The organism is Rugamonas sp. GW822-FHT03B10, from assembly GCF_058801745.1.
In genome coordinates this window covers 332,407-348,326 of the sequence record NZ_JBXANP010000004.1, presented here as the reverse complement: position 1 = coordinate 348,326, position 15,920 = coordinate 332,407, and the positions used below count along the sequence as shown (strand labels likewise).

Annotated in this window: 15 protein-coding genes; 8 read left to right on the top strand and 7 right to left on the bottom strand. The window is 68.2% G+C overall.

Going from position 1 to position 15,920, the window contains the following annotated elements; all coding sequences use genetic code 11:
- Positions 1–38 precede the first annotated feature (38 nt).
- The 5 genes from mrdA (at position 39) to vapC (ending at position 5,074) form a co-directional block, all read left to right on the top strand.
- Positions 39–2,021 carry a penicillin-binding protein 2 gene (gene mrdA / locus AC1RQG_RS09695; RefSeq protein ID WP_493130672.1) on the top strand — a complete coding sequence of 661 codons (1,983 nt, stop codon included), beginning with the start codon at positions 39–41 and terminating at the stop codon, positions 2,019–2,021.
- 10 nt (positions 2,022–2,031) lie between these two features.
- On the top strand, positions 2,032–3,144 hold the full coding sequence (gene rodA / locus AC1RQG_RS09690; RefSeq protein ID WP_493130670.1) for a rod shape-determining protein RodA: 1,113 nt from the start codon (positions 2,032–2,034) through the stop codon (positions 3,142–3,144).
- 151 nt (positions 3,145–3,295) lie between these two features.
- Positions 3,296–4,354 (top strand): septal ring lytic transglycosylase RlpA family protein, encoded by a 1,059-nt coding sequence (locus tag AC1RQG_RS09685; protein WP_493130669.1) that lies wholly within the window; start codon positions 3,296–3,298, stop codon positions 4,352–4,354.
- Positions 4,355–4,487: 133 nt separating this feature from the next.
- A complete protein-coding gene (locus AC1RQG_RS09680) occupies positions 4,488–4,682 on the top strand; it encodes a type II toxin-antitoxin system VapB family antitoxin (protein ID WP_493130667.1) in 195 nt (64 codons plus the stop codon).
- Positions 4,679–5,074, top strand: coding sequence for a type II toxin-antitoxin system VapC family toxin (gene vapC, locus AC1RQG_RS09675; RefSeq protein WP_493130665.1), 396 nt, complete (start codon positions 4,679–4,681; stop codon positions 5,072–5,074). Before AC1RQG_RS09680 ends, vapC begins: the two co-directional genes overlap by 4 nt.
- A gap of 9 nt (positions 5,075–5,083) precedes the next feature.
- Here vapC and AC1RQG_RS09670 read toward each other — a convergent pair whose 3' ends face one another.
- The 7 genes from AC1RQG_RS09670 to argS are packed head-to-tail and all read right to left on the bottom strand — an operon-like array spanning position 5,084 to position 11,281.
- Positions 5,084–5,785: an SPOR domain-containing protein gene (locus AC1RQG_RS09670; RefSeq protein ID WP_493130663.1), complete on the bottom strand. Its 702-nt coding sequence runs from the start codon at positions 5,783–5,785 to the stop codon at positions 5,084–5,086.
- The gene (locus AC1RQG_RS09665; RefSeq protein ID WP_493130661.1) at positions 5,779–6,549 is read right to left on the bottom strand and encodes a type III pantothenate kinase; all 771 of its coding nucleotides are present in this window, start codon (positions 6,547–6,549) and stop codon (positions 5,779–5,781) included. The genes AC1RQG_RS09670 and AC1RQG_RS09665 overlap by 7 nt, the downstream gene beginning before the upstream one ends.
- On the bottom strand, positions 6,546–7,346 hold the full coding sequence (locus tag AC1RQG_RS09660; protein WP_493130659.1) for a biotin--[acetyl-CoA-carboxylase] ligase: 801 nt from the start codon (positions 7,344–7,346) through the stop codon (positions 6,546–6,548). The genes AC1RQG_RS09665 and AC1RQG_RS09660 overlap by 4 nt, the downstream gene beginning before the upstream one ends.
- Positions 7,347–7,350: 4 nt before the next feature.
- Positions 7,351–8,136, bottom strand: a complete 786-nt coding sequence (locus AC1RQG_RS09655; RefSeq protein WP_493130657.1) for an SDR family oxidoreductase — start codon at positions 8,134–8,136, stop codon at positions 7,351–7,353.
- A gap of 34 nt (positions 8,137–8,170) precedes the next feature.
- A complete protein-coding gene (locus AC1RQG_RS09650; RefSeq protein ID WP_493130656.1) occupies positions 8,171–8,845 on the bottom strand; it encodes a thiol:disulfide interchange protein DsbA/DsbL in 675 nt (224 codons plus the stop codon).
- A gap of 15 nt (positions 8,846–8,860) precedes the next feature.
- A complete protein-coding gene (locus AC1RQG_RS09645; RefSeq protein ID WP_493130654.1) occupies positions 8,861–9,550 on the bottom strand; it encodes an SPOR domain-containing protein in 690 nt (229 codons plus the stop codon).
- A gap of 21 nt (positions 9,551–9,571) precedes the next feature.
- Positions 9,572–11,281: an arginine--tRNA ligase gene (argS, locus tag AC1RQG_RS09640; RefSeq protein WP_493130652.1), complete on the bottom strand. Its 1,710-nt coding sequence runs from the start codon at positions 11,279–11,281 to the stop codon at positions 9,572–9,574.
- 302 nt (positions 11,282–11,583) lie between these two features.
- Between argS and rsmB the strand changes: the two genes are divergently transcribed.
- Genes rsmB through AC1RQG_RS09625 form a run of 3 tightly spaced genes read left to right on the top strand, consistent with a single transcriptional unit; the run spans position 11,584 to position 15,901 of the window.
- Positions 11,584–12,984 (top strand): 16S rRNA (cytosine(967)-C(5))-methyltransferase RsmB, encoded by a 1,401-nt coding sequence (gene rsmB, locus AC1RQG_RS09635; RefSeq protein WP_493130650.1) that lies wholly within the window; start codon positions 11,584–11,586, stop codon positions 12,982–12,984.
- Positions 12,977–13,606, top strand: a complete 630-nt coding sequence (locus tag AC1RQG_RS09630) for a DUF4390 domain-containing protein (RefSeq protein ID WP_493130648.1) — start codon at positions 12,977–12,979, stop codon at positions 13,604–13,606. The genes rsmB and AC1RQG_RS09630 overlap by 8 nt, the downstream gene beginning before the upstream one ends.
- The gene (locus AC1RQG_RS09625; RefSeq protein WP_493130646.1) at positions 13,607–15,901 is read left to right on the top strand and encodes a sensor histidine kinase; all 2,295 of its coding nucleotides are present in this window, start codon (positions 13,607–13,609) and stop codon (positions 15,899–15,901) included.
- Positions 15,902–15,920: the final 19 nt, after the last annotated feature.

The window sequence follows — 15,920 nt, the reverse complement described above, 5'->3', positions numbered from 1 at the left end:
CCCCTTTGACGCATCTTTGACGCATCCGACGTACCCGCATGACTGAACTGAAGAACACGGAACGCGAACTGCACCTGTTCCGCCTGCGCCTGACGGCGCTGGGCTTGATGGTGTTCGTCTGCTTTGGCCTGCTGCTGGCGCGCTTCATCTGGCTGCAGGTGGTCAAGCACAGCGACTACGCCGCGCAGGCCGAGGAGAACCGCATCGCCGTGGTGCCGATCGAGCCGAACCGCGGCCTGATCCTGGACCGCAACGGCGTGGTCCTGGCCCGCAACTACTCGGCCTACACGCTGGAGGTGACGCCGTCCAAGCTGCGCATGACGCTCGACGAGACGATCGACGAACTGGCCAAGCTGGTGCAGATCGAGGCCAAGGACCGCAAGCGCTTCAGGAAGCTGCTGGAGGACTCGAAGAACTTCGAGAGCGTGCCGCTGCGCACCCGCCTGACGGACGAGGAGGTGGCGCGCTTCTCGGCCCAGCGCTTCCGCTTCCCCGGCGTGGAGATCCAGGCCCGCCTGTTCCGCCAGTATCCGCTCGGCGAGCTGGCCTCGCACGTGATCGGCTACATCGGCCGCATCAACCAGGCCGAGGCCAAGGCCATCGAGGACACCGACGACGCGGCCAACTACAACGGCACCGACCATATCGGCAAGGAAGGGCTGGAAAAGAGCTACGAGCGCCAGCTGCACGGCACCACCGGCTACGAGGAGGTGGAGGTGTCGGCCGGCGGGCGCGCCATCCGCACGCTGTCGCGCACCCCGGCCGCGCCGGGCAACAACCTGATCCTGTCGATCGACATCGAACTGCAGAAGGTGATCGAGGAGGCGTTCGGCGAGTGGCGCGGCGCGCTGGTGGCGATCGAGCCGGAGACGGGCGACATCCTGGCCTACGTGTCGCGCCCCGGCTACGACCCCAACCTGTTCGTGGACGGCATCGATTCGCAAAGCTGGTCCGACCTCAACACCTCGCTCGACAAGCCGATGGTGAACCGGCCGCTGTCGGGCACCTATCCGCCCGGCTCCACCTTCAAGCCCTTCATGGCGCTGGCCGCGCTGGAGCTGGGCAAGCGCACGCCGGGCCAGACCATCTTCGACCCCGGTTCGTTCACGCTGGGCGGCCACAAGTTCCGCGACGATAAACCGGGCGGCCACGGCACGGTGGACATGTACAAGTCCATCGTCGAATCGTGCGACACCTACTACTACATGCTCGGCAACGACATGGGCATCGACGCCATCCACGACTTCATGAAGCCGTTCGGCTTCGGCGAGCTGACCGGCATCGACCTCGAACACGAGAAGGCCGGCATCCTGCCGTCCAAGGAATGGAAGCGCAACCGCTTCAAGAAGAATCCGGCGGCCCAGAAGTGGGTGGGCGGCGACACCATCTCGGTCTCCATCGGCAACGGCTTCAACAGCTACACGCCGCTGCAGATGGCCCACGCGATCGCCACCCTGGCCAACAACGGCGTGGTGATGAAGCCGCACCTGGTCAAGATCATCGAGGACGGCGTCACGCGCGCGCGCAAGCTGACCGTGCCCAAGGAGAGCTACCGCATCCCGCTCAAGCAGGAGAACATCGACATCATCAAGAACGCCATGGTGGGCGTGACCTTGGGCGGCACGGCGGCCAGGGCCTTCGCCGGCGCCGGCTACACCTCGGGCGGCAAGACCGGCACGGCGCAGCTGGTCGCCATCAAGAAGAACGAGAAGTACAACGCCAACCTGATCGCCGAGCGCCTGCGCGACAACGCGCTGTACACGGCCTTCGCGCCGGCCGACAAGCCGCGCATCGCCATCGCCGTGGTGGTGGAGAACGGCGGCTTCGGCGCCGGCGTGGCCGCGCCCATCGTGCGCAAGGCGCTCGACTTCTACCTGCTGGGCAAGCGCCCGCAGGAGAAGGAGACCACCAAGGTGCCGAAGGAGGACGCCGAGCTGCGCTCCGTGGAAGACATCAAGGCCGAGCAGGGCGTGAGCGGCGAACCCAAGCCCGGCGCCGAAACGCCCGGCAACACCGAATAAGGAAGCCATCATGCCGATCAACGAAAGGCGCTCGCTGTGGCGCCGCGTGCGCCCCTATTTCACCGTGTTCGACGGGCCGCTGGCCATCATCATCCTGATGCTGCTGTGCACCGGGCTGGTGACGCTGTACTCGGCCAGCATCGGCATCCCCGGCAAGGTCGAGGACCAGCTGCGCAACATCCTCATGGCCTTCCTCGTGATGTGGATGGTGGCCAACGTCACGCCGCAGATGATGATGCGCATCGCCGTTCCCGCCTACGTGGTGGCGGTGGCGCTGCTGCTGGCGGTGGCGCTGTTCGGCACCGTCAAGCTGGGCGCGCGGCGCTGGCTGCACGTGGGGGTCGACATTCAGCCGTCCGAATTCATGAAGATCGCCATGCCGCTGATGCTGGCCTGGTTCTTCCAGCAGCGCGCCGGGCAGCTGCGCTGGCATTCCTATCTGATCGCGGCCATCCTGCTGGCCATCCCCGTGGGCCTGATCGCCAAGCAGCCGGACCTGGGCACGGCGCTGCTGGTGGTGGCGGCCGGCTTCTGCGTGATCTTCCTGGCCGGGCTGTCGTGGAAGGCGCTGGTGGCGTTGTTCGTGATGGGCGCGGCCAGCCTGCCCGTGATCTGGTCCGTCATGCACGACTACCAGCGCGAGCGCGTGATGACGCTGATCGACCCCACCTCCGACCCGCTGGGCAAGGGCTTCCACATCATCCAGTCCACCATCGCCGTCGGCTCGGGCGGCCTGACGGGCAAGGGCTGGACCCACGGCACCCAGGCCCACCTGGAGTTCATCCCCGAGCGCACCACGGACTTCATCTTCGCCGTGTTCTCGGAGGAGTTCGGCCTGACGGGCAACCTGATCCTGATGGTGCTGTACCTGCTGCTGATCGGGCGCGGCCTGATGATCGCGGCCAACGCGCCCAACTTCTTCACGCGCCTGCTGGCCGGCGCCATCACCATGATTTACTTCACCTACGCCTTCGTCAACATGGGCATGGTCAGCGGCATCCTGCCCGTCGTGGGCGTGCCGTTGCCGTTCATGAGCTACGGCGGCACGGCGCTGCTCACGCTGGGCCTGGGCGGCGGCATCCTGATGAGCATCCAGCGCCACCGCAAGCTGGTGCAGACCTGATTCCTTCCTTCGCGGCGCCCCCTTGCCGGCGGCGCTGAAACCACGGTGGCGCGGCCGTCCGGCCGTTTGAGCGATAATGCACGCTTGGCGGCGCACGCGCCGCCGGCCGGCGGCGGCATGCCGCCCGGGTAAAAATAACAAGGATGGCAAGATGGTTATGTACAAAAACGGTTACTTGAAAGCGGCGGGGCTGGCGTCGATGCTGGCGCTGGCCGCCTGCGGCACGGTGCCGCAGCAGGGCGCGCCGTCCGCCACCGTGCCCAAACCGGCGGGCGGCGTGGCCAAGGCGCCGGGACGCGCCGCGCCGGGCGTGCCGGCCCTGCCGGCGGCCGGCTCCGGCCGTGGCGGCTACTACCAGGACGACGGGCCGGGCGACAATCCGCCGCCCAACCTGGCCGAGGTGCCGGACGCGGAAGTGCGCAACGACCCGCTGCTGCCCCGTTCCAACCGGCCTTACGTCGTCTTCGGCAAGACCTACACGCCGATCACGGACGACCAGCCCTATGTCCAGAAGGGCATCGGCAGCTGGTACGGCAAGAAGTTCCATGGCCAGCGCACCTCGTCGGGTGAACTGTACGACATGTACAAGATGACGGCGGCCCATCCCACGCTGCCGATCCCGTCCTACGCGCGGCTGACCAACCTGGCCACGGGCACGCAGGTGATCGTGCGCATCAACGACCGTGGCCCGTTCCACGCGAACCGCGCGATCGACGTGTCGTACACGGCCGCGCTCAAACTGGGCTTGCTGGGCAAGGGCAGCCACGAGCTGCAGATCGAGCGCATCCTGCCGGCCGAGATCGACCGCATGCTGGCCGCGCGCGCGGCCGGGCAATCGGCCACTCCGCTGGTGTTGGCGCCCAAGCCGGTGACGACGTCGCCCGCGCCGGCGACAGCGGCCGGCTCGCCGGAATTCGAAGCGCTGGTGCAGGGCGCGGGGCAGGGCGGTGGCGCGCCCGCCGGTGCGGGCGGCGCCGACAAGGGCGGCTTTTATCTGCAGCTGGGCGCATTCTCCCGCGCTGAAAACGCGGAGGCCGTGCGCAGCAGGCTGGCGCGCGTGATCGGCAACCTGGGCGCGCTGGAAGTGGTGCAGGGCGGCACCGTGCATCGCCTGTTCAGCGGCCCGTTCGCCAGCCGCCAGGCGGCCATGCAGGCGGCGCAAGCCTTGCCGGTGGCGCTGGCGTTGAAGCCGATCGTGATCCAGCGCTGAGCGGACGTCGCGGGGCAAGCTGCTTATTGTGGAGCGTCAAATTCGATGGCGCTTTAACATTGCGTTTGCGCAGTTCGCCAACTAGGATGGGTATCTCAATCCTGTATTGATACTTGGGCGGGGGCTAAACGTTATGAGAACCAACATCGTGATCGATGACAAGCTAATGGCGCAGACCTTGCGGGCAACCGGCTTGAAGACAAAGCGTGCGGTTGTCGAACTTGGCTTGCGTACTTTGCTGCGTTTGCGGCAGCAGGAAGAGATTCGTCGTTATCGAGGCAAACTGCAATGGCACGGTGACCTCGATGCCATGCGGACGGATAAATGATACTGGTCGATTCCAGTGTCTGGATAGATTACTTCAGGGGCGTCAGGACGCCTCAGACGGATAGTCTGGATCGACTGCTTGGAACAGTATTGATCGCGACCGGCGACCTCGTGTTGATGGAGGTGTTGCAGGGTTTCGCGAGCGAGCGCGACTTCAACCGTGCGGAAAGACTGCTGACTTCACTGTGCATGATCGACATCGGCGGTCGCGATATCGCCGTCAAGGCCGCCAGAAACTTCCGCATGTTGCGGGCACGCGGTATTACGATCCGCAAGTCCATCGACACGATTATCGCTACCCGGTGCATAGAGGATGGACTTCGTCTGCTCTACAGCGACAGGGACTTCAAGCCCTTCGTCAGCCATTTGGGGCTGAACGCGGTCGTGCCTTGAACTAGCGACCTATTTGCAGGCGTGCGTTTCCGTGTTCGGGAAGGCGGCGCGCAGTTCGTCGAGGCGGGCCTTGATGTCCGTGTCGATGTCGCGGAACTGGAAGGCCAGCAGTTTGCCGCCGCTCATGCGCGGCGCGACGCGGGCGCTGCGCACGCCCTGCTTGACCAGCGCCGCCAGCTGATTCTGGGCCGCGCCCTCCGTCTTGAACACGCCCAGCGAAATGGCCCAGCGCATGGTCTGCGAGTCGCTCATCACGAAATAATTGGTCACGCCCAGCGCGCGCAGCTCGCCCGCCTTCTTGTCGGCCGCTTCCTTGCTGCCTTGCGGCGGGATGAACACGATGTAGCTCGATACTTCCGTGCCGGGCAGGTTGTGACGCGATTGGCGGTCGCCCAGGTCCAGCGGTTCCAGCAGCTTTTCAAAGCGGCGCGCTTCCGCGATCACGAAGTTGCCGACCTCGACGCAGGCCAGCGCTTGCGGCCCGGCCTTGGCCGATGCCGATGCCGATGCCGACGCGGCCGCGCTGGCCGATGCCGACGCGGCGGCCGCCGCCATCCCGGCCGGGATCACGGCCAGCTTGTCGGCGTTGAGCTGGTTCTTGAGCCGCGCCGGTTCGCGCTCGTTGCCGCTGAAGTGGCCCAGGTAGCCCTGTCCATACGCGAACAGCGCGCCATTGATGGCCAGCAGCGACCAGAAGATAAATTTCAGCACGGGCTATCCAGGGTGGTTACGGGGGCGGCGCCGCACGCCGCGTGCAGGCCGGTCAGCACGATGTTGTCGACCACGCGGTACGGCACCTTCAGCATCGGCGCCACGAACGGCGCGGCGCCGCCCGAGATCAGGCACAGGCTGGCGCCGTGCAGCGTGCACGCATGCTCGATCGCGCCGCTCTGGGCCGCCAGGCAGCCGCTGAGGATGGCGTCGTCCGTGTTGTCGGCAAATCCAGCCGGCAGCTTACCGTCTTGCGCGATCTGCGGCAACTGCGCCGTGTTGCGCGCCAGCGCGCTGGCCATCAGGCCCAGACCGGGCAGGATCATCCCGCCGAGGAAGGCGCCGTCGGCCGTGACGGCGTCGATGGTGGTGGCCGTGCCGCAGGTCGCCACGATCACGTCGTGCCCCGGCGCCAGCGCGTGCGCGCCGATGGCGGCGGCGAAACGGTCGCAGCCCAGCTGGGCCGGATTGCGGTAGCCGTTGCGCACGCCGGCCAGCTCCGGCAGCGAGGCGAACCACGCCACCTCGGCCAGTCCGGCCGGCAGCAGACGTTCGAGCCGTTCGCGCAGCGCGGCGCCGGCCACGTTGGCCAGCAGCGCGCGGGTGGCTGTGCGGCCGGCCAGCGCCCGTTGCCAGACCGCCGGCAGTTGTTCCAGTTCCGCGTGCAGCACGGCGCCCGTGGCCAGCCACGCGGCCAGCGGCGCGTCGGCCGCCACCAGCGCCCATTTGACGCGGGTGTTGCCGGCGTCGATCAGCAGGATCATGGCTGCACCAGCCGCAACGAGACGTCGCCCGACAGCACCTCGGCCCGGCCCAGGGCCGTGTCGAGCAGCAGGCGGCCGCAGTGGTCGACGCCGGCCGCGCGCCCCTGCTGCAGCACCTGGCCGCCATCGATGATGGTCACGTCCTGGCCCTGCCATGCGTGCAATGCGTTCCAGCGTTCGCAGAACGGGGCGAAGCCGGTGTCGTCGAATTCGGCCAGCACGGCGGCCAGGCGGCTGAGCAGGGTGGCCATCAGGGTGTTGCGGTCCATCTGGGCCAGCCACGGGGCGCCGGCCACGTCGCGCCCGATTTGCGCTTCCAGCTCGTCCGGCATGATCAGGTTCAGGCCCACCCCGACCACGGCCCAGTAGCCGCCGTCGGCGCCCTGCTGGGCTTCGACCAGGATGCCGGCCAGCTTCTTCCCGTCGCGCAGCACGTCGTTGGGCCACTTGAGCCGCACCGGCACGCCCAGCGAACCCAGGGTTTCGGCCAGCGCCACGCCCACCGCCAGCGGCAGGCCGGCCATCGTGTGCAGGCCGCCCTTGAAGTGCCAGGCCAGCGAGAACGTCAGCGTGGCGCCGGGCGCGGACAGCCATGGCCGGCCGGCCCGGCCCCGTCCCGCCGTCTGGCGCTCGGCGATGCGCAGCACGGGGCCGCGCAACTGGCCCAGGCGCGCCAGCAGGTCGGCGTTGGTGGAGCCGGTTTCGGCCACCACTTCGATGGCCACGTGGCTGGCGCTGGAGGCGCAGCGGTCGGTGATGGCGCCGGCCGACAGGGCGGGTAAGGCGGTGCTGTTCATGGCGTCACAGGGCTTTGGCCGGCTGGCGCGGCTTGTGCGGCGCCTTGCCGAAGGCCAGATCGTACAGCGCGTTCGGCAGCAGGCGCAGGAGCTTGGCGACGATGCCCATCTGCCACGGGATCACGGCGTAGCTGCGGCCGGCCGCGATGGTGTGCACGGCGGCGGCGGCGAAGCGCTCCACCGGCATCAGGAACGGCATCGGATAGGGATTGTGGCGCGTCATCGGGGTGTCGATGTAGCCGGGGCAGATCGTCACCACGCGGATGCCGTACGGTTTCAGTTCCAGCCGCAGCGATTCGCAGTAGCTGATCACGGCCGCCTTCGAGGCGCTGTACGCCTCCGCGCCCGGCAGGCCGCGGATGCCGGCCACGCTGCCGATGCCCACCAGCCGCGCCGGCGTGGACTGGGCGCGCATGGTGGCGATGAAGGGGGCGAAGGTGGCCGCCGTGGCCACCACGTTGGTGGCGATGATGGCCTCGAACGCGGCCAGGTCCTCCGCGTGTTCGGTCAGCGTGCCGGCCGAGATGCCGGCGTTGGCGATCACCACGTCGGCGCCGCCGGCGTGCGCGATGAAGGCCTGCGCGGCGGCGGCGATGGCGGCGTGGTCGCGCACGTCGGCCGCGTAGGCGCGGTGGCGTTCGGGATGGGGCAGGGTGGCGATCAGCTGGTCCAGCGCGTCCTTGCGGCGCGCCAGCAATCCCAGCGTGGCGCCCTGGGCGGCGTAGCGCGCGGCCAGCGCCGCGCCGATGCCGCTCGAGGCGCCGGTGATGAAGACGCGCTGCGGCGTCATGCTGCGGGTGCGCGCGCGCCGGTCGCCGTCATCGTTATTTCTTCTCCGCTTTGGCCTTGGCCACCAGCGCGTCCATCACCTGCAGCGCCTCCGCGTGCAGCTGGGCCTCCGAGTTGGCGGACCTGCTGCCCGCGTCGGCCAGCGAGGGCGAGGTGATGAAGCGGCCGTCGATGGCCACCATCGGCCACGAGTCCACGTGGTAGGCTTCCATCAGCGCGTTGACGTGGCGGATGCGGCCGCCGATGCCGAACGAGCGGTAGGCGTCGATGAACTTCTGGCGGTCGATGCCCTGCTTGGCCACGAAGTCGAACACCAGATCGTCGCGGTTCAGGCGGTTGTGCGCCACATGCATCTCGTTGAAGATCTTGTTGTGCATCTGGTCGTTCATCAGGCCCATCGCGTCCAGCGTCAGGTACAGCTTCTGCTGGGGCGAAACGGCGTCGCCGCCCGACACGTGCACGCGCTTGAAGACGATGTTGTCGCCCTGCTTCTTGATCCACGCTTCGAGCGAGGGTTCGAAGGCGTAGCAATGGGGGCAGTAGTAGGCGAAGAACTCCAGCACCTCCACCTTCTTGCCCGTGTCCGTGGGCTGCGGCGTGGCCAGCACCTGGTACTCGACACCCGCTTTGGGATCGGCCGGCGAGGCGGCGGCGGTGACGGCGATGGCGCTCAAGGTCAGCGCGCCCAAAATCAGCTTCAGAAATCGCATTGCTACTCCTGTGGGTTATTTTTGATTGCGTACAACGGCAACGTCGACGCCGTTCTCGGACAGTTTGCTGCGCACCCGGTTCATCGCCTCAACCTGCGTGTAGGGACCCAGGCGCACGCGGTGCAGCACGCCCGTGTCGGTGCTGCGGTCGGAAACGTTGGCCTCGAAGCCCAGCAGGGCCAGCTTGGCGCGCGCGCTTTCGGCGTCGGCCAGTTCGCGGAAGGCGCCGGCCTGCAGATAGTAGATGTACTTGTCCTCGCCGGAGGCGGCGGCCGCCGTTTGCGCGGCCGGCGCCGTGGCCGCCGCGGGCAGGGCCGGCTTGGCCTTGTCCACGACGACCGGGGCGGCGGGGGCCGCCGGCACCTTGGCTGCCGGCGCGGCGTCGCTCGCGGCCTGGATCCTGTCGACGGCCTGCTGCAGCGGATCGGCGGCCGGCGGCTTCGGCTCGCGCGCGAAGTCCTTGGCCGCTTCGCGGGCCGCATCCTTGTTGCCGTACATCGGCTTGTTCGGATCGGCCACCTGGCCGGCCGTCGGCTCGGCCGCCCTGCCGGTCTTGCCCTTGTCGGTGAACGGCGAGGCGCCTTTGGTGATCATCAGGGCGACCACGACGGCGATCGCCAGGCCGACCACCAGGCCGCTGATAAAGCCGATCAGGAAGTTGCCTTGCTGGCGCTGACGCGGGATAAAACCGGAGCGGTGATTCATTGTGGGCGATGTCCTTCGCAATTACATTTTCTCGGGAGCCGAGACGCCGATCAGCGCCAGGCCGTTGCGCAGCACCTGGCGGGTGGCCACCATCAGCGCCAGACGCGCCAGCTTGAGCGCCTCGTCGTCCACCAGCACGCGCTCGGCGAAGTAGAAGCTGTGCAGGTTGGCGGCCAGGTCGCGCAGGTAGAACGCGATCTGGTGCGGGCCCAGTTCGGCCTGGGCGCGCGCCAGCACCTCGGGGTAGGCCGCCAGCGTGGCCAGCAGGGCCGCCTCCGACGGCGCCGTCAGCGGCGACAGGTCGACGCCGGCCAGCGCGGCCTCGTCGCCGGTCCACTGCTCCAGCATGCGGCAGATGCGCGCGTGGGCGTACTGCACGTAATACACGGGATTCTCGTCCGAGGTCTTGAGCGCCACGTCCACGTCGAACACGAACTCGGTGTCGGCCTTGCGCGAGATGAGGAAGAAGCGCACGGCGTCGCGGCCCTTGCCGATGTCGCCGCCGCCCGACCATTCGATCAGGTCGCGCACGGTCACGTAGGAGCCGGCGCGCTTGGAGATCTTCACCTCCTCGCCGCCCTTCATCACGGTCACCATCTTGTGCAGCACGTAGTCGGGGTAGCCCTGCGGGATGCCCATGCCGACCGCCTGCAGGCCGGCGCGCACGCGCGCGATGGTGCCGTGGTGGTCCGAACCCTGGACGTTGATGGCCTGGGTGAAGCCGCGCTGGAACTTGACGATGTGGTAGGCCACGTCCGGCACGAAGTAGGTGTAGGTGCCGTCGGACTTGCGCATCACGCGGTCCTTGTCGTCGCCGTACTCGGTGGTGCGCAGCCACAGCGCGCCCTCCTGCTCGTAGGTCTTGCCAGACTTGACCAGCGCCTCGACGGCGGCGTTCACCTTGCCATCCTTGTAGAGCGACGATTCGAGGTAGTAGTTGTCGAACTTGACGCCGAAGGCCTGCAGGTCGATGTCCTGCTCGTTGCGCAGGTAGGTCACGGCGAAGGCGCGGATCGACTCGATGTCGTTGACGTCGCCCGAGCCGGTGACGGGCGCGCCGTCCGAGGCCGACACCGTCTTCCCGGCCAGGAAGTCGTTGGCGATGTCCTGGATGTAGTCGCCGTTGTAGGCCGATTCCGGCCATTGGGCGTCGCCCGGCTTGAAGCCGCGCGCGCGCGCCTGCACCGAGGTGGCCAGGGTCTGGATCTGCACGCCGGCGTCGTTGTAATAGAACTCGCGCGTGACCTGGTAGCCCTGCGAGATGAACAGCGACGACAGCGCGTCGCCCAGCGCCGCCTGGCGGCCGTGGCCCACGTGCAGCGGGCCGGTCGGATTGGCCGACACGAATTCGATGATCACATGCTTGCCGGTGCCGGCCGCACTCATGCCGTAGCCGGCGCCTTGCTCGATCACGGACTTGACCACGGCCTGCTTGGAGGCGGCCGTCACGCGCAGGTTGATGAAGCCGGGGCCGGCGATGTCGGCCGATTCCACCAGGCCCTTGCCGGCCGGGTTCTCCAGCAGCGCCGCCACCACCTTGGTGGCCAGTTCGCGCGGGTTCATCTTGAGCTGTTTGGCCAGCTGCATGGCGATGTTGCAGGCGACGTCACCGTGCGACGGGTCGCGCGGGCGCTCCAGCACGACGTTGGCGGCGATGCCGGTGCCGTCGAGCAGGGGGGCGAGGGCGGCCTGGAACAGGGCGGTGATATCTTGTTTTTGTTGGGCGAGCATGTGCGATCTGGCGGCCGGGCCGCGCTAAAAAAACGTCCGTAAGCGAAAACGGCCGGCGCACGGGCACCGGCCAAACAGCGGTAATTATACTGGTTTGCCGCTGCCGGGTCACCGCGCGGGCGGGGCGCGGGCGTGCGGAGCGGGCCCCGGGGCCGCGGCCTGCTACTATCGGTAAAAACATCGATACAAACCGGCCGCCGAAGCCGCGCGCATGGCCCATCTTGCGGGCACTGCTGTATACTGCGCGATCGCGGCCGCCGGCCCGCCCTGGATCGCGCGCGGAACCCACCTGGAATTAGCATATGAACAAGCGTCCGACGCTCACCTTGAAGTCTTCCGCCCCGGCGGCGCCCAAGCTGCGGGCCAGCCACGCGCGCGCGCTGAAGCCGTCCCTGCAGACCGGCTTCCAGACGACGCTCAAGCCCGACGCGCTGGCCTTCTGCCTGCTGGGCGCGGCCCACGCCGTGGCCCAGGTGCGCACCGGCACCGCCCTGCCGCAGGCGCTGGCCAACGTGTTCGCCAAACAGGACGCGCCGCCGCAGGCGCGCGGCGCCATGCAGGACATCGCCTACCGCTGCATGCGCCAGCTGGGCCTGAGCGAAACCCTGATCGGCCTGATGGCGCCCAAGGCGCCCGAACCGCTGGTGGCGGCCCTGCTGGCCTGCGCGCTGGCGCTGTTGACGGCGCCCGACGCCGTGGCCCCGTACGAGGCGTTCACCGTGGTCGACCAGACCGTGACGGCGGCCGACGCCCATCCCGACACGGCGCGCGCCAAAGGCATGGTCAACGCCGTGCTGCGCCGCTTCCTGCGCGAGCGCCAGGCCCTGCTGGACACGGCCCGGCTGCAGCCGCTGGCCAAATGGAACTACCCGCAATGGTGGCTGGACGCGATGAAGACCGCCTGGCCCCAGCAATGGCAAGCCATCCTGGCGGCCGGCGACATGGCGCCGCCGCTGACCTTGCGCGTGAACGCCCGCAAGGCCACGGTGGCCCAATACCTGGCCACGCTGGAGGCGGCCGGCATGGCCGCCACCCAGATCGGCCCGTGGGCCGTGCGGCTGGTCAAGCCGGTGGCCGTGGCCCAGATCCCCGGCTTCGCCGACGGCGTGGTGTCGGTGCAGGACGCCGGCGCCCAGCTGGCCGCGCCGCTGCTGGACGTGGCCGACGGCATGCGCGTGCTGGACGCCTGCGCCGCCCCCGGCGGCAAGACCTGCCACGTCCTGGAGCTGGCCGACGCCGCGCTGACGGCGCTCGACGCCGACCCCAAGCGCCTGGCCCGCGTGGGCGAGAACCTGGAGCGGCTGGGATTGAAGGCCACGCTGCGGGCCGCCGAGGCCCAGTCGGCCGGCTGGTGGGATGGCCGCCCGTTCGACCGCATCCTGGCCGACGTGCCGTGCACGGCCTCCGGCATCGTGCGCCGCCACCCCGATATCCGCTGGTTGCGGCGCAAGGGCGACACGCTCCAACTTGCAACACTTTCGGCCAAAATCCTCGACAACCTTTGGCAGATGCTGGCACCGGGTGGTAAATTGCTGTTCGTGACATGCTCCTTGTGGCCGCAGGAATCGGAGGCGCAAGCGGCCGCATTCGCCGTCCGTCACGGGGCGACGCGGCTGGCGGCGCCCGGTCAGTTGCTGCCGGTGGGCGACCAGGAGCACGATCACGATGGATTGTTTTACGCGCTGTTCCAGAAAAATGCGTGACCGTTTTGCCCGCCATTTTCCGACGGATCCACTGAACACCGGCCCACTCGTGACACGACGCATCCTCCGACTCATCGCCTGGCAATTGCTGCTGATGGTGGCCTGCGCGCTGGCGCCGGCGGCGCGGGCGGCCGAGGGGGTGGAGATCAAGCGCGCCTACATCGAGGCGTCCGACGAGGGTTACCGGCTGGCCGCCAACTACGCGTTCGACCTCAATCACGGGCTGGAGGACGCCATCCAGCACGGCGTGCAGTTGTACTTCACCACCGAAATCGAATTCACGCGCCCGCGCTGGTACTGGTTCGACGAGAAGGCCATCGTGGCCCACCAGACGGCCCGCATCTCCTACAACGTGCTCACGCGCCAGTACCACGTGGCCGTGATCGGCAGCGTGCAGCAAAGCTTCTCGTCGCTGGAGGACGCGCTGTTCCTGATCCGCCGGCCCAGCCGCTGGGTGGTGGCGCCGCGCGGCGCGCTCAAGGTGGGCGAGACCTACAACGTGACGCTGCGCATGGGCATGGACCGCGACTACCTGCCCAAGCCGATCCAGGTCAACGCCTTCAACAACAGTGAATGGCGCCTGGCGTCGGACAAGAAGACCTTCCAGTACAGGGCGGAGTAAGTGACCAAGGCCCTGCGGTATCTGTTCGTCGTTGGCGGCGCCATCGTCAGCATCCTGTTGTTCCTGCTGGCCACCGCGTCCGACAATTCCGGCTTCTTCGACCGCTACTATTCCTGGCTGCTGGGCCTGAACGCGGCCATGGCCGTGGCCCTGCTGGTGCTGGTGGCCGTGTCGCTGTTCCGGCTGTACGCGCGCTTCAAGAGCGGCAAGTTCGGCTCGCGCCTGATGACGCGGCTGGTGCTGCTGTTCGCCGCCATCGGCGTGCTGCCGGGCCTGGTGATCTTCCTGGTCTCGGTGCAGTTCGTGTCGCACTCGATCGAATCGTGGTTCAACGTGCACGTGGAGGAGGCGCTCGAATCGGGCATCAACCTGGGCCGGGCCGGGCTGGACACGGTGCTGGCCGAGCTCGATAGCACGGCGCGCAAGACGGTGCAGCAGCTGGCCGACAACCCCTACGGCAGCGAGCCGGCCATGCTGGCGCGCCTGGTCAAGCTGCAGCCGGGCATGCAGAACGCCATCATCGTCGACGCCGAGGGCGGCCTGATCGTCAGCGCGCGCGCCAACAACAGCGGCAACCTGTCGGCCGACCTGCCCACCACCGAGATGATGGACAAGGCCAAGACCGACGCCTCGTACGGCGCGGCCGAGGGCGGCAGCGAGCTGCGCAGCGACATGATCACGGCCCCGCGCGAACTACCCGAAGCCAACAGCACGCTGCGCCTGCGGGTGCTGATGGCCATCCCCGACCATGTGCAGCCGAACGGCACCCACCTGGCGCCGCGCTTCCTGCAGCTGATCCAGCTGGCGCCGGCCCAGCTGGCCAGCAACGGCGAGACCATCCGCAGCGCCTACAGCGAATACAAGGAGCGCTTCGTGGCCCGCGTGGGCCTGCGCAAGATGTACATCGAGACGCTGACCCTGACCCTGCTGCTGGCCGTGTTCGGCGCCATCGCCAGCGCCTTCCTGATCGCCAGCGACCTGGCCCAGCCGCTGCTGCTGCTGGCCGAGGGCACGCGCGCCGTGGCCGAGGGCGACCTGTCGCCGCGCCCCATCGTGGCCACCTCCGACGAGCTGGGCACGCTGACCCAGTCGTTCAACACCATGACGCGCCAGCTGTCGGAGGCGCGCAGCGCCGTCGAGCGCAACCGCGCCGCGCTGCAGAACGCCAAGGCCCACCTGGAGTCGGTGCTGGCCAATATGTCGGCCGGGGTGGTGGTGCTGGACGGCGAATTCCACCTGGTCAGCTGCAACGACTCGGCCGAGCGCATCCTGCAGCAGCCGGGCCCGGCCCTGATCGGGCGCCGGCTGACGGACGTGGACGGGCTGCAGGAGTTCGGCGGCGCCATCGTCAACGCGTTCGCGGCCCAGAGCGCGCAGTCGGCCGCCGGCCGCAGCGCCGGGCGCCTGCACTGGCAGCGCCAGATCGAGGTGCCGCGCCGTCCCGGCGGCGGCGAGGACAGCGAGCTGACCCTGCTCACGCGCGGCTCGCGCCTGCCGGTCGAAAGCGGCAGCGGCTACATCGTCGTGTTCGACGACATCTCGGACGTGATCTCGGCCCAGCGCTCGGTGGCCTGGGGCGAGGTGGCGCGCCGGCTGGCGCACGAGATCAAGAACCCGCTCACGCCGATCCAGCTGTCGGCCGAGCGGCTGCAGATGAAACTGGAGGACAAGCTGGCCCCGCCCGAGGCGGAGCTGCTGAACCGGGGCACCACCACCATCGTCAACCAGGTAGCGGCCATGAAGCGCATGGTCGACGACTTCCGCGACTACGCGAAGACCCCGCCGGCCGTGCTGGAGCCGCTGGACCTGAACGGGCTGGTCGACGAGATATTGCACCTGTACGTGAGCGGCGAGGGCGACGACATCATCCACCCGCAGCTGGCCCCGGGCCTGCCGCTGGTGATGGGCGATCCGACCCAGCTGCGCCAGGTGATCCACAACCTGCTGCAGAACGCCCAGGACGCGATGGCCGAGCTGCCCGCGGGCGGCGTGACGCCGCGGATTGACGTCGTCACGGAAGCCATTCATTATCAGGGCGCGGACGGCAGCACGCGCACGGCCGTGCGGCTGGCCATCGCCGACAACGGCCCCGGTTTCGCGCCCAAGATCCTGGCCAGGGCGTTCGAACCGTATGTCACGTCCAAGGCGCGCGGCACCGGCCTGGGCCTGGCGATGGTGAAAAAGATTATCGACGAACATGGCGGCAGGATCGATATCCAGAACCATGTCGATAGAAGTGGTGCGTCCGTGCTGATTTTGCTGTTAAAGTTAGCGCCGGCGACGCAAAATACCTAACGTTGCAATGACCACAAAA

Coding starts and splice junctions, on each gene's coding strand:
- AC1RQG_RS09685 (WP_493130669.1), top strand. CDS start 3,296: ATGGTTATGTACAAAAACGGTTACTTGAAAGCGGCGGGGCTGGCGTCG.
- vapC (WP_493130665.1), top strand. CDS start 4,679: ATGATACTGGTCGATTCCAGTGTCTGGATAGATTACTTCAGGGGCGTC.
- rsmB (WP_493130650.1), top strand. CDS start 11,584: ATGAACAAGCGTCCGACGCTCACCTTGAAGTCTTCCGCCCCGGCGGCG.
- AC1RQG_RS09630 (WP_493130648.1), top strand. CDS start 12,977: ATGCGTGACCGTTTTGCCCGCCATTTTCCGACGGATCCACTGAACACC.
- AC1RQG_RS09665 (WP_493130661.1), bottom strand. CDS start 6,549: ATGATCCTGCTGATCGACGCCGGCAACACCCGCGTCAAATGGGCGCTG.
- AC1RQG_RS09680 (WP_493130667.1), top strand. CDS start 4,488: ATGAGAACCAACATCGTGATCGATGACAAGCTAATGGCGCAGACCTTG.
- AC1RQG_RS09655 (WP_493130657.1), bottom strand. CDS start 8,136: ATGACGCCGCAGCGCGTCTTCATCACCGGCGCCTCGAGCGGCATCGGC.
- AC1RQG_RS09645 (WP_493130654.1), bottom strand. CDS start 9,550: ATGAATCACCGCTCCGGTTTTATCCCGCGTCAGCGCCAGCAAGGCAAC.
- rodA (WP_493130670.1), top strand. CDS start 2,032: ATGCCGATCAACGAAAGGCGCTCGCTGTGGCGCCGCGTGCGCCCCTAT.
- mrdA (WP_493130672.1), top strand. CDS start 39: ATGACTGAACTGAAGAACACGGAACGCGAACTGCACCTGTTCCGCCTG.
- AC1RQG_RS09650 (WP_493130656.1), bottom strand. CDS start 8,845: ATGCGATTTCTGAAGCTGATTTTGGGCGCGCTGACCTTGAGCGCCATC.
- AC1RQG_RS09660 (WP_493130659.1), bottom strand. CDS start 7,346: ATGAACAGCACCGCCTTACCCGCCCTGTCGGCCGGCGCCATCACCGAC.
- argS (WP_493130652.1), bottom strand. CDS start 11,281: ATGCTCGCCCAACAAAAACAAGATATCACCGCCCTGTTCCAGGCCGCC.